The sequence below is a fragment of the Pseudomonas sp. SMV7 genome, assembly GCF_052041995.1.
In the GTDB taxonomy this organism is placed as follows: Bacteria; Pseudomonadota; Gammaproteobacteria; order Pseudomonadales; family Pseudomonadaceae; genus Aquipseudomonas.
Map to the genome: position 1 here is coordinate 141,895 of NZ_JBKGGT010000013.1, position 20,276 is coordinate 162,170.

Here is a 20,276-nt window from a genome sequence, read left to right on the forward strand (position 1 = left end):
CCGGTCGTCAGCCCGGTTTATCATCCCAAAGGACGCGTCACACGCCAAAGGTCTGGTACCGATGCCCAAATCAGCGAACCGTTTTCCGCGCCTGCCGCGTATCCCGGCGGCCGATCCCCAGGAGTCGGAACAGGCCTGGCAGAACGCCCCGCAACTGCTGGCCGCACTCAACGGGGCGCGGCTGGGCGCCTGGCTGTGGGACATACAGACCGGCCGGGTGAGCTGGTCGCGTGGCACCCAGGCACTGTTCGGCTTCGACCCGCACAAGCCGCTATCCAGCGATATCGACTACCTCGACCTGCTGCCGGAGGAAGACCGCGCCCGTACCCGCCAGCTGTTCCAGGCCGTGGTCAACGGCGAGCCGGCGGAAAAAGCCATGCGCCACCGCATCCGCTGGCCCGATGGCAGCCTGCACTGGCTGGAAATCAACGGCAGCCTGACCCACGACCAGCAAGGCCGCCCGCAGATGATCGGGGTCATTCGTGAAATCACCCGCCAGCGCGAACGGGAAACAGCCCTGATCAACTCGGAAAAGCGCTTCGCCACCCTGTTTCACCTCAGCCCCAACGCCATCCTGCTGACCCGCCGTGACGACGGCATGATTTTCGAGGTCAACCAGCACTTCGAAAACATGTTCGGCTGGCCTGGTAGCCAGGTGATCGGCAAGACCAGCCTGGAACTGGGCTTGTGGACCAACCCCGAACAGCGCCACCAATTGCTGGAACTGGCCCGTCACAACAGCGGCCCGCTGAGCCTGGAAGTCCAGTTCCGCGCCGTCAGCGGCAAGATACATGACGGCATCCTCTGCACCCAGGGCATAGAGCTGGAAGGTGTGACCTATCTCCTCAGCACGTTCATGGACACCACCGAACGCAAACGCGCCGAGCAGGCCCTGAAGGACAGCCAGGAGCGCCTCGACCTGGCACTGGACTCGGCACAGCTGGGCACCTGGGACTGGCATATCCCCAGCGGCATGCTCTATGGCTCGGCCCGCGCCGCACAACTGCACGGTTTGCCACCGATCCCCTTTCACGAATCGTTCGACGCGTTTTTCGAAGGCGTGCCGGAGCAGGAGCGCAACGTGATGCGCCAGGCCTACCGCAGCCTGCGCGAGGGGCCTGCCGGCAACTACCAGATCACCTACCAGGTTCAACTGGAAAACGGCGTTTCGCGCTATATCGAAAGCCGCGCCCGGCTGTACCGCGACGAGCAGGGCAACCCGCTGCGCATGGCCGGCACCTTGCTCGACATCACCGACCAGGTGGAACGCGAACAGCGCCTGAGCGCTTCGGAAGAGAAGTTCGCCAGCCTGTTCCAGGTCAGCCCCGACCCGATCTGCGTCAACCGCCAGGACACCGGCCAGTTCATCGAGATCAACCCGGCGTTCACCCAGACCTTCGGCTGGAGCGCAGACCAGGTCATCGGCCGCACCGCCGAGGAAATCGGCCTGTGGGCCGAGACCTTCGAGCGGGCGCAACGCATCGAGCGGGTGATCCGTGAACAGGCCCTGAGCAACGTCGCCGTGGTGGTCAACCACCGCAACGGGGGGCCGTTGACCTGCGTGATTTCCAGCCGCCTCATCACCGTCGACGGCCAGCCCTGCAGCGTGACAACGCTGCGCGATATCACCCAGCAGCAACGGGCCGAGGCAGCGCTCAAGTCCAGCGAGGAGAAGTTCGCCAAAGCCTTTCATTCCAGCCCCGACGCCATCACCATCACCGAACGCTACAGCGGCCGTTACCTGGAGATCAACGACGGCTTCTGCCGCCTGACTGGCTACAGCGCCGCCGAAGTGGTCGGCCGCACAGTGTACGAGGTCGGCATCTGGGCTGACGACAAGCAACGCAGCGCCCTGCTGGCAGAGCTGCGCGAGCGCGGCCGGGTACATCACCGCGAGATGCTCGGGCGCAACAAGCGTGGCGATATCCTCACCGTGGAGGTGTCGGTCGAGCCCATCACCCTCAACGAGGTCGACTGCCTGCTGCTGAACGCCCGCGATGTCAGTCAGCTGAAGAACGCACAAGCGCAGATTCGCCACCTGGCCTACCACGACCCATTGACCAACCTGCCCAACCGCGCCTTGCTGATGGACCGCCTGAGCCAACAGATCGCCCTGCTCAAGCGCCACAACCTGCGCGGCGCGCTGCTGTTCCTCGACCTCGACCATTTCAAGCACATCAACGACTCGCTGGGCCACCCGGTGGGCGACACGGTGCTGAAGATCATCACCGCGCGGCTGGAAGCCAGCGTACGCCTGGAAGACACCGTGGCACGCCTGGGTGGCGACGAATTCGTGGTGTTGCTGAGCGGCCTGGAAGGCAGCCGTGATCTGGTCGAAGAAAAAGTGCGTGAGCTGGCCGATACCCTGCGTGAACTGCTGGCCGAACCGATGTCACTGGACGGCCAGCGCCTGCAGGTGACGCCCAGCATTGGCGTCGCGTTGATCCCTGACCATGGCGCCACGCCGGCCGACCTGCTCAAGCGTGCCGATATCGCCCTGTATCGGGCCAAGGATTCCGGGCGCAACACCACCCAGCTGTTCCACACCACCATGCAGAAAGCCGCCAGCGAACGCCTGCGCATGGAGAACGACCTGCGCCTGGCCCTGGCCCGCGGCGAACTGGCGCTGCACTTCCAGCCGCAGGTCGATGCTCGTGACAACCGCATCGTCGGCGCCGAGGTACTGCTGCGCTGGCACCACCCGGAGCTGGGCCAGCAGCCACCGGCGCAGTTCATTCAGGTATTGGAAGAAAGCGGCCTGATCCTGGAAGTTGGCAGCTGGATTCTCGACGAAGCCTGCGACGCCTGTGCCCGCATGCTGGCCGACGGGTTGGTCGAGGCAGACACTTTCAGCCTGTGCGTGAACATCAGCCCACGACAATTCCGCCAGAACGACTTCGTCGGACGCGTGCTGCGCAGCCTGGACGACTACCGTTTGCCCCGGCAGATGCTGAAGCTGGAAATCACCGAAGGCATCGTCATCCAGAACCTGGAGGACACCATCAGCAAGATGCGCGAGCTGAAGCGCCACGGGGTGAGTTTCGCGATGGACGACTTTGGCACCGGCTACTCTTCGCTGACCTACCTGAAGCGCCTGCCGGTGGACGCCCTGAAAATCGACCAGACCTTCGTGCGCGATGCGCCGATGGACCCCAACGATGCCGAAATCGTCCGCGCCATCGTGGCCATGGCCCGCAGCCTGGACCTGGCAGTGATTGCCGAAGGGGTGGAACTGAGCGAGCAGCTGGAGTTTCTGGAACGGTTGGGGTGTCACTTGTACCAGGGGTACCTGCACAGCCGGCCGTTACCATTGCCGGAGTTTCGGCAGATGTTGCTGGAGGCTCCGGCAAATTACTGAACCTGACACGCTCGCTGTAGGAGCGCACAAGGGCCATTACAGCGGACACAAAAAAGGGCACCCCCGGGGGTGCCCTTTTTCACATCGCCGCGATCAGTTCAGCGCTGGCTGTTCGCCGTTGATCGGGATGCGCTTGGCCTTGGCTTCTTCAGGTACGATGCGCAGCAGGTCGATGCTGAGCAGGCCATTGGCCAGGCCGGCAGCCTTGACTTCGATATGGTCGGCCAGGCGGAACGACAGCTTGAAGGCGCGTTGCGCAATACCCTGATGCAGGTAGGTGACCTCTTCGGCGCCATTGTCGCGCTTGCCACCGGACACGGTCAGGACACCTTTCTCGACCTGCAGATCGAGGTCCTGCTCCTGGAAGCCGGCTGCGGCTACCACGATGCGGTATTGGTCATCGCCATGCTTTTCCACGTTGTAGGGCGGGTAGCTGCTACCGGCCTCGTTACGTGCCGCAGATTCGAACAGGTCGTTGAAACGGTCGAACCCTACGGAATGGCGGAACAGTGGAGCGAGAGAGAAAGCAGTGTTCATGGTCATTAACTCCTGAGATTCAGCAAGTAAAGTCACTACGCGACCCGACTTCGGCATCGCGTACTCAAGAGATAGGGGCGGCAGAACGGCTTTCAAGAGGGGCAGCAAAAAAATCTTGCATCAGTGCCCACGCAAACGCCGGATCAGGCAACGCATGCCGTCACCGCTTGCGCTTCAACCCCCAGCAGGCGGCTGATACGCGCGCAGTCGTCTTCCCGACGCAACTCGGCGAACAGCACCACCGCCTCCGGGTAACTGCGGGTCAGCATCGCCAACCACTGCTTCATCCGTCCCGGCGCATAACGCGGCGACAGCTTGGCCTGGGCCTGGCGCCAGAATTCGCGCAGCAACGGCAGCAGGTCGTTCCAGGCCAGCGGCAGGTACTCACGTCCATCCCGCGCCGCGGCTATCTGCAGGCCAAGGTCCGGGCGCGAGACCAGCCCGCGACCAAGCATGATGTGTTCGGCACCACTGACTTCACGGCAGCGCCGCCAGTCGTCCACGGTCCAGATCTCGCCGTTGGCGAACACCGGCACCTTGACCACATCCTGTACCCGCGCCACCCACTCCCAATGGGCCGGCGGCTTGTAACCTTCGACCTTGGTCCGCGCATGCACCACCAGATGCGCCGAGCCGCCCTCGGCCAGCGCGGTGGCACACTCCAGCGCGCCATCGGGGCTGTCGAAGCCCAGGCGCATCTTTGCCGTTACCGGAATATGCGCCGGCACGGCGCTGCGCACCTCACGCACAATGGCGTGCAACAACTCCGGCTCCTTGAGCAGCACCGCCCCACCGCGCGACTTGTTCACAGTCTTGGCCGGGCAACCGAAGTTCAGGTCGATCACCGGTGCCCCCAGCTCACAGGCCAGCGCGGCGTTTTCCGCCAGGCACACCGGGTCGGAGCCCAGCAATTGCACACGCATGGGTACCCCGGCGGCAGTCCGGGCGCCATTGCGCAACTCGGGCGCCAGCTTGTCGAACGAGGCAGGCGGCAGCAGACGGTCGCACACGCGAATGAACTCGGTGACGCACCAGTCGATACCGCCGACGCGGGTCAGCACGTCGCGCAGGATGTTGTCGACCAGCCCCTCCATGGGGGCCAGGGCAATTTGCATGTCGGGGTCTCGGCGGAAAAAGCCGGCAGTCTAGCAAAGATTGCCGGTGTTTCAGGCGCCGATCAGCGCCGGGCCGTAACCGTCGAGGAATTCCGCCGGCATGCGCCTGGGCTTGCCACTGGACAGCTCGATGCAGGCGAAGGTGGTCTGGGCGCGCAGCAGGGTCACGCCGTCGCGCGGGCGCTTGAGCTGGAAGCGCCGGGTCATGCGCAGGCGCTGGTCCCAGTCGATGATCCAGGTGGCCAGCTGCAACTCGTCGTCTTCATAGGCGGCGGCCAGATAATCGATCTCGTGGCGAACAACGGCCATGGCCCGGTCCAGCCGGCGGTATTCGGCCAGGTCCAGACCCAGGCGTTGCGAGTGGCGCCAGGCGCAGCGCTCCAGCCAGGTCACGTAGACGGCGTTGTTGGCGTGGCCGAGGCCATCGATATCCTCGCTACCGACGCGCAGATCGATGACGAAAGGTGTTGCCAGGTCCCAGCTCATGTTCGCTTCCTTGGCGCAAAAGTGGATTTAGCAGCGACCTGGGCGGGAATGTCCAGACCTTCTGTGCCTGCCTGGAAGCCCGGCGCGTCGATCAGGCAGTTTGCCGCGCTGGCGCAGCGGCCTGGGCCAGCAGTTCGAGCACGGCTTCACCCAGGCGCGGGTCAGCCAGCACGCGCTGGTGCCCGCCCTCCTCCAGCAGCAACAGCCGGCTGTCGAACCAGGCCTTGTGAATGGCCTGGGCTTCGCTGGCAGGCACCAGCTCGTCATCAACGGCATGCACCACCAACCCCGGCAACTCCAGTTGATAACCACTGACATCGAGCCGCGCAATCGGCATGCCGACGTCCCGCTCCACCTGGCGAATGAACGCGGCCCGCGCCCGGGCCGGCAACCCCAGGCGATGGGCAAAACCACGCAGCACGTCGAGCAGTTGCGCCGGCGCAGCGATACTTACCGCCGCTTCGGCGCGCAGGCCCATCTGCAACGCCAGCAACACACTGGCAGCGCCCATGGAATGGCCAATCACCGCGCGCAACGGTGGCAATTCGGCGGCAGCCTCCAGCAATGCCCGGGCAAACAGCGCCACATGCGCCTGCTGGCCAGGTGAACGACCATGCCCCGGACCTTCCAGCGAGACCACGGTGTGCCCGGCCTGGACCAGGGTCTCGATCAAGGCGGCAAACTGGGTCGGGCGCCCTTCCCAACCGTGCATCAACAGCACGGTCGGCCCTTTGCCCCAACGCAACGCGGACAAGCCGAAGCGCAGGGTGATGCGCTCGGCGCTGGCCAGCACGGGCAGCTCCCACTGCCTTGGCGGCAGGTTGCGCGGAGTCATGAATGCACGGCGCATCTTGCGCGCAACGTGCTCCGGGGCCAGGTGGCCCAGGGTGCCGTTGACAGCACGAATCCAGCTCAGGGTCGTCATCGCCATGCTCCCGTCAGAGCACCGCCGATTTGGCGGCGCGTAGAATGCGGTCAGACAGCTCGCTGGTGCCCAGGGCGCGGGCCAGGGCCAGGCCACCTATCATCAGGGCCAGGTCGGCCAGAGCCTTGTCGGTGTCTTCGGGGCGGTCGACCATGGCAGCTGTCATCAATTCGATGTGTTCGGCCAGCACCTCGCGAAATGCCTCTGGCAGGCGCTGCATTTCACCCAGCGAGTTGGGCAACGGGCAGGCATGTACCTCGGCATCGCGGTGCTTGCGCGACAGGTAGAAGGCGCCGGCCAAGGCCCGTCGCTCGGCACCCTCGAGGCTGGGATCGAGCTGGGCCAGCAACGCCCGGCGCTCGACCAACAGTTGGCGGAACGCCTCGAGCATCATTTCGTCCTTGCTGTCGAAATGGGCGTAGAAACCACCGACAGTCAGCCCTGCCGCCCCCATCACCTGGCTGACGCTGGGCTCGGCCGGTCCATGCTGGATCAGGGCGCTGCGCGCCGCTTCGAGAATGCGTTCGCGGGTTCTGCTTTTCTTGTCGCTCATCAGGGACTCGCCGATTAAATATGATGATCGAAATATTATTCTCATAATATTTTTTCGCAAGCGAATTCAGCGGCCATTTGTCGGGCAGGCATTTTTTTCGGGGAGAAAAAACAAAAGGCCCATTCAATAAGCGAATGAGCCTTAAAGGTCCCGCAATACGCGGGTAAAAGTGGCGTCCCCTAGGGGACTCGAACCCCTGTTACCGCCGTGAAAGGGCGGTGTCCTAGGCCACTAGACGAAGGGGACGTAACCTTCGCGAAGATCCACGTGCGTGAACCCTGGCAGAAATGGTGGAGCTAAGCGGGATCGAACCGCTGACCTCCTGCATGCCATGCAGGCGCTCTCCCAGCTGAGCTATAGCCCCGAAACAAAAGGCTCATCAATAATCGACGAGCCTTTTTAAGCCCTGCAAAACGCAGGAAAAGTGGCGTCCCCTAGGGGACTCGAACCCCTGTTACCGCCGTGAAAGGGCGGTGTCCTAGGCCACTAGACGAAGGGGACGTAACCTTCGTGCCGATCCGCCTGTGCGAACCGCGGCAAAAATTGGTGGAGCTAAGCGGGATCGAACCGCTGACCTCCTGCATGCCATGCAGGCGCTCTCCCAGCTGAGCTATAGCCCCGGATTTCTAGCCTCTCGGCCCAGCGACATCGTGAAGCATCGCTTGTGCAAAACTGGCGTCCCCTAGGGGACTCGAACCCCTGTTACCGCCGTGAAAGGGCGGTGTCCTAGGCCACTAGACGAAGGGGACGAACCTTCTTACCTTCAAGACCCGGTTGCTGGACCCGGTCTTGCCTGACAGCCTTGGCTGCCAAGCGGAATTTGGTGGAGCTAAGCGGGATCGAACCGCTGACCTCCTGCATGCCATGCAGGCGCTCTCCCAGCTGAGCTATAGCCCCACAATGTCGCTCTGAACCGAAGCGCTGGCTGGGTGCCTGACGTTTCGTTTTCGTTCATCGCTGTGGACGGGGCGCATATTAAGATCGGATTGCAGGGCTGTCAAACTAATTTTTCAAAATATTCAAAAAAATTTTCACAGATAACAATCACTTACCGCCCTGCCCTGGTAAATCGAAGCGCCGCGCCCTTGTAGGAGCGGCCTAGTGTCGCGAAAGGACCGCAACGCGGTCCCGCGATTTCAGCTTTGACGCAAAAATTGCCGGGGCCGCGTTGCGGCCCTTTCGCGACACTAGGCCGCTCCCACCGGGCTCAGCCAAGGCCTTTGGAGCGCTATCAGGCGATGGACGCCAGCAGCTTTTCCCATTCCTTGTTTTCTTTCTTCGACACCCCACCCAGCAGGTCCAGGGCCTGGCGCAGGCGATAGCGGGTCAGGTCCGGGCCAAGGATTTCCATGGCATCGAGCACCGACACCGAGCTGGCCTGGCCGGTGATGGCGGCGAACATCAGCGGCATGGCGTCACGCAGCTTCAGCTCCAGCGCCTCGACCACGGCCTGGATGCAACCGGTGATGCGCTCCTTTTCCCACTGGCGCAGGCTTTCGAGCTTCCACAGGATCAACTGGATCACCTGGCGCACCTGGTCGGCCGACAGTTTCTTGCTTTCGAACAGTTTGGCGTCGAGCTTCAGCGCACCCTCGAAGAAGAACCCGCCCAGCGGGGCAACCTGGCTGAAGGTTTCCACCCGACCCTGCACGTGCGGGGCAATCTTCATCATGTAGTCGCTGTTGAACGCCCACTTCTGCAGGCGCGCGGCGAACTCTTCGACCGGCAGCTCGCGCAGCCACTGGCCGTTCAGCCAGGACAGCTTCTCGATGTCGAAGATCGGGCCACCCAGCGAGATACGCGACAGGTCGAAGTGCTCGACCATCTCCGCCAGGGAGAACTTCTCACGCTCGTCCGGCATCGACCAGCCCATGCGGCCCAGGTAGTTGAGCATCGCCTCGGGCATGAAGCCCATGCGCTCGTAGAAGGTCACCGAAGTCGGGTTCTTGCGCTTGGACAGCTTGGACTTGTCCGGGTTACGCAGCAGCGGCATGTAGCACAGCTTGGGCTGCTCCCAGCCGAAGTATTCGTACAGCTTGATCAGCTTGGGCGCCGATGGCAGCCACTCTTCGCCGCGCAGCACGTGGGTAATGCCCATCAGATGGTCGTCGACCACATTGGCCAGGAAGTACGTCGGCAGGCCGTCGTTCTTCATCAGCACCTGCATGTCCATGCGGTCCCACGGGATCTCGACATCGCCACGCAGCATGTCCGGGACCACGCACACGCCTTCGCTCGGCACCTTCATGCGGATCACGTGCGGCTCGCCAGCGTCCAGGCGACGCTGCACTTCTTCGGCGCTCAGCAACAGCGCGCGGCCGTCGTAGCGCGGGGTTTCGCCACGGGCCTGCTGTTCGGCACGCATCTGCTCCAGCTCTTCGGCGGTGCAGAAGCAATAGAAGGCATGGCCGGCGTCAACCAGCTGCTTGGCATATTTCGCGTAGATCTCGCCGCGCTCGCTCTGCCGGTACGGGCCGTGCGGGCCGCCGACGTCCGGGCCTTCGTTCCATTCAATGCCGAGCCAGCGCAGGGCATCGAAGATCTGCTGTTCCGACTCGCGCGTGGAGCGCAGCTGGTCGGTGTCTTCGATGCGCAGGATGAACTCACCGCCGTGCTGCTTGGCAAAGCAGTAGTTGAACAGGGCGATGTAGGCAGTGCCGACATGGGGGTCGCCGGTAGGCGATGGCGCGATACGCGTGCGTACGGTGGTCATGGAGGGTCTCGAACGAAAGATGAAACAAAGGCGGGATGTTAGCAGGAGGCAGGCACCGGGCTCCAGCAATGGCGCGAACGACACTTGTCGATGCCCCCCATGCCGCTGTTAAATTTGTTTACATTTCTGGAACGATAGTGCTCATGCCTGCCCAACTCAAACGTCGCCTGCTGGCCTTCTTCATCCTGGTGGCGGCCATTGCCCTTGCCTTCCTGGGCCACTGGTACTTCAAGGGGCGCTTCTACGAAAGCACCGACAACGCCTACGTGCAGGGCGAGATCACACGCATTTCCAGCCAGTTGGGCGCGCGTATCGATGCTGTCGCGGTCGAGGACAACCAGCACGTGAACAAGGGCGACCTGCTGGTGCGCCTGGAGGCTGCCGACTTCGAACTTGCCGTGCAACGTGCTCGTGCCGCCCTGGCCAGCCGCGAGGCCGAGCAGGTGCAGGCACAAAGCCGCCTGACCCAGCAGGCCAGCCTGATTGCCGCCGGCCAGGCCCAGGTGGCGGCCAGCCAGGCCACTTTCGACCGCTCGCGCCTGGACCTGAGCCGCGCCGAGAAGCTGCGCAAGCCGGGCTTCGTCTCGGAGGAACGGGTCACCACGTTGTCGGCCGACAGCCATGTCGCCGGCTCGCAGGTCGACAAGGCCCGCGCCGACCTGCAAAGCCAGCGCCAGCAGGTCAACGCGCTGAGCGCCGAACTCAAGCGCCTCGACGCGCAAATCGCCAACGCCCGCGCCGACCTCGCCCAGGCCGAACTGAACCTGACCCGCTGTGAAATCCATGCGCCGATCAGCGGCACCATTGGTCAGCGCAGCGCACGCGACGGCCAGGTGGTGCAGGCCGGTGCCTACCTGCTGTCGATCGTGCCGGACGAAGACATCTGGGTGCAGGCCAATTTCAAGGAAACCCAGATCGGCCGCATGCAGCCCGGGCAACGCGCCGAACTGTTGTTCGACAGCTACCCCGACACACCGATCGAAGGCCGGGTCGACAGCCTGTTCGCCGCCTCTGGCGCGCAATTCAGCCTGTTGCCACCCGACAATGCCACCGGCAACTTCACCAAGGTGGTGCAACGCATTCCGGTCAAGCTGACCTTCCGCGCCGACAACCCGCTGCACGGGCGCATCCGCCCGGGCATGTCGGTGACCGCCACCGTCGACCTGCGCAGTGAAGACGAAGGCCGAAATGGCCGGTGACGTGTTGCTCAGGCCCACTGCGGAGCCGACCCGGCGCGACTGGATCGCGGTAATGAGCGTGATGCTCGGCGCCTTCATGGCGGTACTGGACATCCAGATCACCAACTCGTCGCTGAAGGACATCCAGGGCGCCTTGTCGGCGACGCTGGAGGAAGGCTCGTGGATTTCCACCTCTTACCTGGTGGCGGAAATCATCATGATTCCGCTCACCGCCTGGCTGGTGCAACTGCTGTCGGCGCGGCGCCTGGCGGTGTGGGTATCCGGCGGCTTCCTACTGTCGTCGCTGCTGTGCTCGATGGCCTGGAACCTGGAAAGCATGATCCTGTTCCGCGCCCTGCAGGGCTTCACCGGCGGCGCATTGATCCCGCTGGCCTTCACCCTGACCCTGATCAAGCTGCCTGAGCACCACCGTGCCAAGGGCATGGCCATGTTTGCCATGACCGCCACATTCGCCCCCTCGATCGGCCCCACCCTGGGTGGCTGGCTGACTGAAAACTGGGGCTGGGAATACATTTTCTACATCAACATCCCGCCCGGCCTGGTAATGATCGCCGGCTTGCTGTACGGGCTGGAGAAGAAGGACGCACATTGGGAGCTGCTGAAAAGCACCGACTACGCCGGTATCGTCACCCTGGGGCTGGGGCTGGGCTGTCTGCAGGTGTTTCTGGAGGAAGGCCACCGCAAGGACTGGCTGGAGTCGCGACTGATCGTCGGCCTCGGCAGCATCGCCCTGGTCAGCCTGATCACGTTTGTCATCCTGCAGTTTTCCAGGCCACAGCCACTGATCAACCTGCGCATCCTCGGCAACCGCAACTTCGGCCTGTCGAGCATCGCCAGCCTGGGCATGGGCGTGGGCCTGTATGGCTCGATCTACCTGTTGCCGCTGTACCTGGCGCAAGTGCAGGGCTATAACGCCCTGCAAATCGGCGAGGTGATCATGTGGATGGGCATCCCGCAGCTGTTCCTCATCCCGCTGGTACCGCAATTGATGAAGGTGGTGTCGCCCAAGGTGTTGTGCGCCTTGGGCTTCTGCCTGTTCGGTGCCGCCAGTTTCGGCTCGGGGGTGCTCAACCCGGATTTCGCCGGGCCGCAGTTCAACCATATCCAGATCATCCGCGCCATCGGCCAGCCGATGATCATGGTGACCATCTCGCTGATCGCCACGGCGTATATCCAGCCGCAGGATGCCGGGTCGGCGTCGAGCCTGTTCAATATCCTGCGCAACCTGGGCGGTGCGATCGGCATTGCGCTGCTGGCCACGCTGCTGGATGCACGGACCAAGGTGTACTTCGATTACCTGAGGGAAGCGCTGGTGCCGAGCAACCCACAGGTGGCAGAGCGCCTGGCACAACTGGCAGAGCGCCTGGGAAATGACAACGCCGCGCTGGGGAAATTGAGCGAGATTACCCATCAGCAGGCGTTGATCATGGCGTACAACGATGCCTTCCACTTTGTCGGCATCGGCTTGGCGGTGAGCATGGTGGCGGTGCTGATGACCCGCAAGTTGCCGGAGGGGTTGAAGGCTGGGGAAGCCCATTAAGCCTGCTGATCCGGCGCGCTCCCGCAAGGCACGCGCCAGGCTTCAGCTGGTAATCAACCGCTCCCGCAGCTGGGTGATCTCGTCGCGCAATTGCGCCGCGGCCTCGAACTCCAGGTCGCGGGCGAACTGCATCATCTTCTCTTCCAGCTGCTTGATGCGCTTGGTGATCTCGCCTGGCGTACGCAGCTCGGCCTCGTAACGGGCACTCTCCTCCGCCGCCTTGGCCATGCCCTTGCGCTTCTTGCTGCGCGCGCCAGGCACTGTGGCACCTTCCATGATGTCGGTGATGTCCTTGACCACGCCCTTGGGCACGATGCCATGGGCCTGGTTGAAGGCGATCTGTTTCTCGCGGCGGCGTTCGGTTTCGTCGATGGCCCGCTGCATCGAACCGGTAATCTGGTCGGCGTACAGGATGGCCCGGCCATTGAGGTTGCGCGCCGCGCGGCCGATGGTCTGGATCAGTGAACGCTCGGAACGCAGGAAGCCTTCCTTGTCGGCATCGAGGATCGCCACCAGCGACACCTCGGGCATGTCCAGGCCCTCACGCAACAGGTTGATGCCTACCAGTACGTCGAAGGTCCCCAGGCGCAGGTCACGGATGATCTCCACCCGCTCGACGGTGTCGATGTCCGAGTGCAGGTAACGCACCCGCACGTCGTGGTCGGCCAGGTAGTCGGTGAGGTCTTCGGCCATGCGCTTGGTCAGCGTGGTGGCGAGCACCCGCTCACCCTGTGCCACGCGCTTGCGGATTTCCGACAACAGGTCGTCGACCTGGGTCAGCGCCGGGCGCACTTCCACCTGAGGGTCGACCAGGCCGGTCGGGCGCACCACCTGCTCGACCACGCGCCCGGCGTGCTCGGCTTCGTAGGGGCCCGGCGTGGCGGAGACGAAAATGGTCTGCGGGCTGACCGCCTCCCACTCGTCGAAACGCATGGGCCGGTTGTCCAGCGCCGAGGGCAGGCGGAAACCGTATTCAACCAGGGTTTCCTTGCGTGAACGGTCGCCCTTGTACATGGCGCCTACCTGCGGAACGCTGACGTGGGACTCGTCGATGACCAGCAAGGCATCAGGCGGCAGGTAGTCGTACAAGGTCGGCGGTGGCGCGCCGGCCGGGCGCCCGGACAGGTAGCGCGAGTAGTTTTCGATGCCGTTGCAGTAGCCCAGCTCGAGGATCATCTCCAGGTCGAAGCGGGTGCGTTGCTCCAGGCGCTGCGCCTCCACCAGCTTGTTGGCCTTGTGCAGGTACTCCAGGCGGTCCTTGAGTTCTTCCTTGATGCCCTCGACTGCATCCAGCAGGGTTTCCCGCGGGGTTACGTAGTGACTCTTGGGGTAGAAGGTGAAACGCGGCAGCTTGCGGAAGACCTCGCCAGTCAGCGGGTCGAAGGCGGCGATGTTCTCCACCTCGTCATCGAACAGTTCGATACGGATCGCCTCGAGGTCCGATTCGGCCGGGAAGATGTCGACCACATCGCCACGCACGCGGAAGGTGGCACGGGCGAAGTCCATCTCGTTACGGGTGTATTGCAGGTCGGCCAGGCGTCGCAGCAGCGCGCGCTGGTCGAGCTTGTCGCCGCGGTCGACGTGCAGGACCATCTTCAGGTAGGTCTCGGGGCTGCCCAGGCCGTAGATGCACGAGACCGTGGTGACGATGATCGCATCGCGCCGCTCCAGCAGCGCCTTGGTTGCCGACAGGCGCATCTGCTCGATATGGTCGTTGATCGATGCGTCCTTCTCGATGAAGGTGTCGGACGACGGCACATAGGCTTCGGGTTGGTAGTAGTCGTAGTAGGAAACGAAGTACTCCACCGCGTTGTTGGGAAAGAACGCCTTGAACTCGCCATACAGCTGCGCAGCCAGGGTCTTGTTCGGCGCCAGCACCAGGGTCGGGCGCTGCACCTGCTGGATGACGTTGGCAATGCTGAAGGTCTTGCCCGAGCCGGTCACCCCGAGCAACGTCTGGTGCGACAACCCCGCCTCGATACCTTCGACCATCTGGCGGATGGCCTCGGGCTGGTCGCCGGCCGGCTGGAAACGGGTGACGAGCTGGAACTCGGACATGACGGACCTCGCGGTGTTGCAGCAACTGTAAATTTAGCCAGTAGTCTATACCCAAATGCGCACCTCGGGGGGTGCTTTCAAGGCATAGCTGTGAGCGCTTGTTACGGTGGACCCGGCATTTAGACCAATGGTCGAAAAATATTTGCGCAAATGGCGGGAAAAGCTGCGCCATAGTGTCGCGGTGACCGGTCGGTATCACTATACTGACACCCCGTTTGTGCACCGCTTCAGTGCATTCGGCTGGAGCGTGTACGTCCTATCACACTCCAATCAGAGCCAAGGTAACAATGAGCCTGTTTTCCGCTGTCGAGCTGGCACCCCGCGACCCTATTCTGGGCCTCAACGAAGCATTCAACGCCGACCCACGTACCGACAAGGTCAACCTGGGCGTGGGCGTTTACTGCAATGAGGAAGGCCGCATTCCGCTGCTGCGTGCCGTGATCGAAGCCGAGACCCAGCGTGCTGCCCAGCACGCCTCGCGCGGCTACCTGCCGATCGACGGCATCGCCTCCTACGACCAGGCTGTACAAAAGCTGCTGTTCGGCGCCGAGTCGCCGCTGCTGGCCGCTGGCCGCGTGGTCACCGTGCAGGCCGTGGGCGGTACCGGCGCGCTGAAGATCGGCGCCGACTTCCTCAAGCGCATCTCGCCGAACGCCGTGGTCGCCATCAGCGACCCGAGCTGGGAAAACCACCGCGCCCTGTTCGAATCGGCCGGCTTCCCGGTGCAGAACTACCGCTACTACGACGCGCCGACCAACGACGTGAACCGCGCCGGCATGCTGGAAGACCTGAACAAGCTGCCGTCCGGCTCGATCGTGGTACTGCACGCCTGCTGCCACAACCCGACCGGTGTCGACCTGAACCTGGACGACTGGAAAAACGTGCTGGAAGTGGTCAAGGCCAAGGGCCACGTGCCATTCCTCGACATGGCCTACCAGGGCTTCGGTGACGGTATCGCCGAAGACGCCTTTGCCGTACGCCTGTTCGCCGAGTCGGGCCTGGAGTTCTTCGTCTCCAGCTCGTTCTCCAAGTCGTTCTCGCTGTACGGCGAGCGCGTCGGTGCGCTGTCGATCGTCACCGCATCCAAGGATGAAAGCACCCGTGTGCTGTCGCAGGTCAAGCGTGTGATCCGCACCACCTACTCCAACCCGCCGACCCACGGCGCAACCATCGTCGCCACCGTGCTGAACAGTGCCGAACTGCGCCAGATGTGGGAAACCGAACTGGCCGAAATGCGCGAGCGCATCCACGGCATGCGCAAGCAGATGGTCGAGCTGCTGGCCCAGTACGGTGCCAAGCGCGACTTCAGTTTCGTCGGCCGTCAGGTCGGCATGTTCTCCTACTCGGGCCTGACCGTTGAACAGGTCGCCCGCCTGAAGAACGACTTCGGCATCTACGCCCTGGACACCGGCCGCATCGCGGTAGCCGCATTGAACCAGAGCAACATCCACGTGGTCACCAAGGCCATCGTCGAAGTGCTGTAACTGCTTGATTTGCCTGGGGGTGGCTTGACTTCCCCCTGGCAATCAGTAAGATACGCGCAGATTCCGCGATAGCTCAGTCGGTAGAGCAAATGACTGTTAATCATTGGGTCCCTGGTTCGAGTCCAGGTCGCGGAGCCAAACACTGAGAAAGCCCCCGGATGCGCAAGCACCGGGGGCTTTTTCGTTGCATCGCCGTCAGCAGCGCCCGATCGGGTAAAACACACCGTGGCTCCACACACCCAGCCACTCCTCGCCGTCGATCTCCCGCGGTACCGCCAGCTCCACCAGTTGGTAGAACACATTGCGATGGATCAGGGCTTCGAGGTTGCTGCGCATCAGCACATACGGCGACGGCTCCTGGGTCTGCGGGTCGGTCACCACACGCAGCGGATTGGCAGGCCCGGCCTCCACCTGATCCTCGACATTGCTGGTGAAGCGCAGCACCTGCTGCTCCCCTTCCCCCTGTACATCCAGCGCCACCGCCACGAACGGCGCATCGTCAACGCGGATGCCCACTTTTTCCACCGGGGTCACCAGGAAGTAGGCATCGCCATCGCGGCGGATGATGGTGGAAAACAGCCGCACCATCGGCTTGCGCCCGATGGGCGTGCCCAGGTAATACCAGGTGCCATCGCGGGCGATGCGCATGTCGATGTCACCGCAGAAATCCGGGTTCCACAGATGCACTGGCGGCAGGCCCTTGACCTTGGGAAGCTGCGCCAGCAGATCATTGGCCTTGCCGGAATCGCTCATCACACCTGCCTCACTCACTCATGCCCAGAAGGCTACGAGCGTACTCGCGCATCGGCGCCGCAAGCAAATCCTCCGGGGTATTGTCATGGAACGTCAACAAACCGCCACGGCTCTTGATACGGGCGGTGTCGATCAGGTAACGGGTGTTGGTCTCTATCAGCATCATCTGCACCACACCAGTGTCCCAGCCCAAGCGGTCGACCGCTTGTTCGTCGTACCACTCGTCGCCATTACCGATTCGGTCGTCGGTACGGGCAAAGCGGGTGTACAGCACATAATCGGCCCCCACCGAGCGCGCCTGGGCGATGGCCTCTTCCAGGCCCAGCGGGCCCTGGGCACGGCGTACCAGCGGGAAGTATTCGACGAAACTCTTGAACGCCTGCTCGGCCACTGCGTTCTGCCGTGGCACCGGCCCCTTGCCCGGCGGCACAAACGCGCCCTGGCCGATGAAGATGAACGAGTCGGGCTGCAGGCGAATCGACAGGGTGCGACGGGTATCGCTGTGGTCCAGCAAACCGGCATCGCTCAAGTGATAGCGGACGCCCTCGCCCATATCGCTGACATTCATGCAGCCGCCCAGCGCCATCAGCGCCAGCAGCAAAACCAGGCTACGCATCTTTCCTCCAGTGGCCGGCGACGAAAAACCGGCGGATAGCCGGCGGATGCAGCTTTTGCGCCAGCTTCAGCCGCCGATCACCTTCATCACCATCACGTCGCCGGAAAAGGCTACATCCTGCTTGTCTGCCAGGGCCTTGACCAGCAGGCGTTGCAGGGCCGGGAGCGCCTGGTGGCGGGGCTTTTCCAGCAAGTCGCCAACGAAGTGGCGATTCCCCGAAGACAGGCAGCCATGCAGCCAGCCCGTGGACGACAGGCGCAGCCGGGAGCAGCTGCGGCAGAAGGGTAGGCTCTCGTTGGCGATTACACCGAAATGGCCTTTGCCCGCAATTTGATAACGCAGGGCGGTGGCGTCGCGCGGCGCGTCTACCTGGGCAAAGGCATGCTTGTCAGCGATCAGGGCCAGCAACTGATCAAGGCCGACGAATTGCTGCAGGAAGGCATTGTGGTCACGGGCCAGGTGGCCCATGCGCATGAGCTCGATGAAACGCAGTTCGAACCCGCGCGCCAGGCAGTAGTCCAGCAGCGGCAGCACCTGGTCGAGGTTGTGCCCGCGCATCGGCACCATGTTCACCTTGACCTGCATGCCAAGCGCATCAGCCTGCTCCATCCCCGCCAGCACACTGGCCAGGTCACCTCCGCGGGCAATACGGCGAAAGGCCCGAGGGTCCAGCGTATCAAGGGAAATATTGAGCCGGCGAATACCCGCCGCCTGCAGCTGTGGCAATTTGCGCGTCAGCAGCTGGCCATTGGTGGTCAGCGAGATATCGTTGAGCTTGAGCCTGGCCACGGCAGCCAGAAAGTCCTCCAGACGCGGGCTGACCAGTGGCTCACCGCCAGTGATGCGCAAGCGCTCGATGCCAGCTGCCTCGATAAGGTAGGCGACGCCACGGGCCAGAGAAGCTGCCGGCAACTCGTCCTGCGCCGCCACCAGGCGCTTGCCATCGGGGACGCAGTAGGTGCAGGCGTAATTGCAGGCAGCCGTCAGGCTGACACGCAGGTTGCGAAATCGCCTGCCTTGACGATCGACGATCATGAATGACTCCGGCATGGGTGATGGGGCCGACAAAACCTGACTCATAAATCAGGTTTTTGCAAGCCCCTCACTTCATGCCGGTTTCAGGTGAAACCCTCGAAATGCTTCAGTTCGAGGGTTCCGGGTCGCGTTTGCGCTTGTTGCCCATGCGTACGCCAATGTCCATGAGGAACTGGAAGAAGCCTTCCTGGTCCTCCAGCACGTTGCTCCAGAACGGCGAGTGGTACAGCGCCACAGCGCCATGCACCAGCGCCCAGGCAGCGCAGTAGTGGAAATACGGCGGCACGTCTTCGAGCTTGCCTTCGCTGATACGGCCCTTGATCAGCTGGGTCAGGCGGTCGAAGTTGGAAGCCCGGATGCTGTGCAACTGCTCGACCATTTCCGGTACCTGGTTGCCCTTGACCACCTTTTCTTCCAGGCGGTCGAACAGCCGGTAACGCTGCGGATCGCGCATGCGGAACTCGAAGTAGGCGCGCGACAGGGCTTCCTTGTCGCGGTCAACGTCGGCCGAATGCAACAGCGCGTTCAGGTCGCGCTCGTAGTCGAGCATCAGGCGCAGGTAGATCTCCGCCTTGGACTTGAAGTGCTTGTAGATCGTGCCTTTGCCGATGCCCACGGCGTCGGCGATCATCTCGACGGTGACGCTGTCTTCACCCTGTTCGAGGAACAGTTTGAGCGCGGTATCGAGGATTTCCTGTTCGCGACGGCGAAACTCACGGACCTTACGAGGTTCTTTCTGCATAGGAAGGACTGGATGACAATCGAAGCGGTTTATTATGCCTAACTTGCGGGAAATTGCACGGATCATCCACGCATGTCTATGTTTCATGATGCATACAGCCATGCGCTGCGGAAGGAATGAAACGCCGGCGTATTCCAAATCTGTTTAAAAAACGACCAACAGGCACTGGCACTGCGCCAAACCTGGCCAATACTTCAAGTGTTGGCGCGGCGCATCCCCCCCAAGTGGCGCGCCGATAAAGGTGCTCAGGGACCGCGTACCTTTGTTTTACTCCTAATGGTCTTAACCCGGATTCCCCCCCCAGAACCCGGGTTTTTTTTGTGTGCTTGCGCAAGGGGGCATGAGGGCGGGGACACCCGGCCCCTACCCTTTGTGCATCAAGCCACGCGTGCCAGCGGGAACAACCGCTTGAAGTTGGCCGTGGTCTGTTCGGCCAACTGCTCATAACTGGCCCCGCGCAACGAAGCCACATACTCCGCTACTTCGCGCACGTACTGTGGCAGGTTCGGCTTGCCGCGATGCGGGATCGGCGCCAGATACGGCGAATCGGTTTCCACCAGCAGCCGATCGACCGGCACCTGCCGCGCCACCTCACGCAGGGCATCGGCATTACGGAATGTGACGATGCCAGAGAGCGAGATGTAATACCCCAGGTCCAGCGCAGCCTTGGCCATCGCCCAGTCTTCGGTGAAGCAGTGCAATACGCCCGCCTGCGGCAGAGCAGCCTCGCGCAGCAGCGCCAGGGTGTCGGCGCGCGCCGCGCGGGTATGCACGATCACCGGCTTGCCGGTCTGCCGCGAAGCCTCCAGGTGCAGGCGGAACGAAGCCTGCTGCAGCTCGGCGGCCTCCGGCTCGTAGTGGTAATCCAGCCCGGTTTCGCCAATCGCCACCACATGCGGGTGGGCCAGCTCGCGCAGCAGCCATTCCAGCGCCGGGGTATCGCCCGGGGCCAGGTCCAGCGGGTGCACGCCCACCGAGCAGTCGACATCGGCATACCGCTCGCTGAGCGCCTTCACCGCGCCAGCATTTTCGGCACTGACGCCGATACACAGGAAATGCCCGACCCCGCGCTCACGCGCCGCCTGCAAGGCAGCATCGAGAGAGCCCTGGTGAGCGCTGAGGTCAAGCCGGTCAAGGTGGCAATGGGAATCTACGAGCATGG

Annotated in this window: 16 protein-coding genes and 7 tRNA genes; 5 read left to right on the forward strand and 18 right to left on the reverse strand. The window is 63.1% G+C overall.

Annotated features, from left to right (window positions below):
* The first annotated feature begins 61 nt into the window (after nucleotides 1-61).
* Nucleotides 62-3,358: a PAS domain S-box protein gene (locus ACLEJP_RS17235; RefSeq protein WP_440808296.1), complete on the forward strand. Its 3,297-nt coding sequence runs from the start codon at nucleotides 62-64 to the stop codon at nucleotides 3,356-3,358.
* A gap of 93 nt (nucleotides 3,359-3,451) precedes the next feature.
* On the opposite strand, the gene ACLEJP_RS17240 is transcribed toward ACLEJP_RS17235, so the two are convergent.
* From ACLEJP_RS17240 to gltX, 12 genes are all read right to left on the reverse strand, one after another.
* Complete coding sequence (locus tag ACLEJP_RS17240) at nucleotides 3,452-3,895, reverse strand: Hsp20 family protein (RefSeq protein ID WP_225776893.1); 444 nt, start codon at nucleotides 3,893-3,895, stop codon at nucleotides 3,452-3,454.
* A gap of 143 nt (nucleotides 3,896-4,038) precedes the next feature.
* Entirely contained in the window at nucleotides 4,039-5,010 is a 972-nt protein-coding gene (locus ACLEJP_RS17245; RefSeq protein WP_440808299.1) for a tRNA dihydrouridine synthase, read from the reverse strand.
* Nucleotides 5,011-5,061: 51 nt separating this feature from the next.
* Complete coding sequence (locus ACLEJP_RS17250; protein WP_046617041.1) at nucleotides 5,062-5,496, reverse strand: acyl-CoA thioesterase; 435 nt, start codon at nucleotides 5,494-5,496, stop codon at nucleotides 5,062-5,064.
* 91 nt (nucleotides 5,497-5,587) lie between these two features.
* Complete coding sequence (locus ACLEJP_RS17255) at nucleotides 5,588-6,421, reverse strand: alpha/beta hydrolase (protein ID WP_440808302.1); 834 nt, start codon at nucleotides 6,419-6,421, stop codon at nucleotides 5,588-5,590.
* A gap of 13 nt (nucleotides 6,422-6,434) precedes the next feature.
* The gene (locus ACLEJP_RS17260) at nucleotides 6,435-6,974 is read right to left on the reverse strand and encodes a TetR/AcrR family transcriptional regulator (RefSeq protein ID WP_440808305.1); all 540 of its coding nucleotides are present in this window, start codon (nucleotides 6,972-6,974) and stop codon (nucleotides 6,435-6,437) included.
* Between the two features lie 170 nt (nucleotides 6,975-7,144).
* Nucleotides 7,145-7,220 (reverse strand) — tRNA-Glu (locus ACLEJP_RS17265).
* A 42-nt stretch (nucleotides 7,221-7,262) separates the two neighbouring features.
* A tRNA-Ala gene (locus ACLEJP_RS17270) sits at nucleotides 7,263-7,338 on the reverse strand.
* Between the two features lie 61 nt (nucleotides 7,339-7,399).
* A tRNA-Glu gene (locus tag ACLEJP_RS17275) sits at nucleotides 7,400-7,475 on the reverse strand.
* 43 nt (nucleotides 7,476-7,518) lie between these two features.
* Nucleotides 7,519-7,594 (reverse strand) — tRNA-Ala (locus tag ACLEJP_RS17280).
* Between the two features lie 53 nt (nucleotides 7,595-7,647).
* Nucleotides 7,648-7,723 (reverse strand) — tRNA-Glu (locus ACLEJP_RS17285).
* Between the two features lie 72 nt (nucleotides 7,724-7,795).
* Nucleotides 7,796-7,871: transfer RNA gene (locus ACLEJP_RS17290), tRNA-Ala, on the reverse strand.
* Between the two features lie 334 nt (nucleotides 7,872-8,205).
* On the reverse strand, nucleotides 8,206-9,687 hold the full coding sequence (gltX, locus tag ACLEJP_RS17295; RefSeq protein ID WP_170028932.1) for a glutamate--tRNA ligase: 1,482 nt from the start codon (nucleotides 9,685-9,687) through the stop codon (nucleotides 8,206-8,208).
* Between the two features lie 143 nt (nucleotides 9,688-9,830).
* Here gltX and ACLEJP_RS17300 point away from each other — a divergent pair, with 143 nt between their 5' ends.
* Together ACLEJP_RS17300 and ACLEJP_RS17305 are read left to right on the forward strand one after the other, a co-directional pair.
* Complete coding sequence (locus ACLEJP_RS17300; RefSeq protein WP_440808307.1) at nucleotides 9,831-10,886, forward strand: HlyD family secretion protein; 1,056 nt, start codon at nucleotides 9,831-9,833, stop codon at nucleotides 10,884-10,886.
* Nucleotides 10,876-12,426, forward strand: coding sequence for an MDR family MFS transporter (locus tag ACLEJP_RS17305; RefSeq protein ID WP_440808334.1), 1,551 nt, complete (start codon nucleotides 10,876-10,878; stop codon nucleotides 12,424-12,426). The genes ACLEJP_RS17300 and ACLEJP_RS17305 overlap by 11 nt, the downstream gene beginning before the upstream one ends.
* Nucleotides 12,427-12,468: 42 nt before the next feature.
* On the opposite strand, the gene uvrB is transcribed toward ACLEJP_RS17305, so the two are convergent.
* Entirely contained in the window at nucleotides 12,469-14,484 is a 2,016-nt protein-coding gene (gene uvrB, locus ACLEJP_RS17310) for an excinuclease ABC subunit UvrB (protein ID WP_225776886.1), read from the reverse strand.
* Between the two features lie 287 nt (nucleotides 14,485-14,771).
* Between uvrB and ACLEJP_RS17315 the strand changes: the two genes are divergently transcribed.
* Both ACLEJP_RS17315 and ACLEJP_RS17320 read left to right on the forward strand, forming a co-directional pair.
* Nucleotides 14,772-15,968: an amino acid aminotransferase gene (locus ACLEJP_RS17315; protein WP_225776885.1), complete on the forward strand. Its 1,197-nt coding sequence runs from the start codon at nucleotides 14,772-14,774 to the stop codon at nucleotides 15,966-15,968.
* 62 nt (nucleotides 15,969-16,030) lie between these two features.
* Nucleotides 16,031-16,106, forward strand: a tRNA-Asn gene (locus ACLEJP_RS17320).
* 57 nt (nucleotides 16,107-16,163) lie between these two features.
* Here the strand turns inward: ACLEJP_RS17320 and ACLEJP_RS17325 are convergent.
* The 5 genes from ACLEJP_RS17325 to ACLEJP_RS17345 all read right to left on the reverse strand — a co-directional run bounded on the left by ACLEJP_RS17325 (nucleotide 16,164) and on the right by ACLEJP_RS17345 (nucleotide 20,274).
* Nucleotides 16,164-16,721, reverse strand: coding sequence for a DUF1285 domain-containing protein (locus ACLEJP_RS17325; RefSeq protein WP_440808308.1), 558 nt, complete (start codon nucleotides 16,719-16,721; stop codon nucleotides 16,164-16,166).
* Nucleotides 16,722-16,731: 10 nt separating this feature from the next.
* A complete protein-coding gene (locus ACLEJP_RS17330; protein ID WP_225776883.1) occupies nucleotides 16,732-17,337 on the reverse strand; it encodes a DUF4823 domain-containing protein in 606 nt (201 codons plus the stop codon).
* Nucleotides 17,338-17,403: 66 nt separating this feature from the next.
* Nucleotides 17,404-18,372 carry a GTP 3',8-cyclase MoaA gene (locus ACLEJP_RS17335; protein WP_440808311.1) on the reverse strand — a complete coding sequence of 323 codons (969 nt, stop codon included), beginning with the start codon at nucleotides 18,370-18,372 and terminating at the stop codon, nucleotides 17,404-17,406.
* Nucleotides 18,373-18,478: 106 nt separating this feature from the next.
* The gene (locus tag ACLEJP_RS17340) at nucleotides 18,479-19,114 is read right to left on the reverse strand and encodes a TetR/AcrR family transcriptional regulator (protein ID WP_003260720.1); all 636 of its coding nucleotides are present in this window, start codon (nucleotides 19,112-19,114) and stop codon (nucleotides 18,479-18,481) included.
* Nucleotides 19,115-19,491: 377 nt separating this feature from the next.
* Entirely contained in the window at nucleotides 19,492-20,274 is a 783-nt protein-coding gene (locus ACLEJP_RS17345; protein ID WP_440808315.1) for a TatD family hydrolase, read from the reverse strand.
* Between the last annotated feature and the right edge of the window lie 2 nt (nucleotides 20,275-20,276).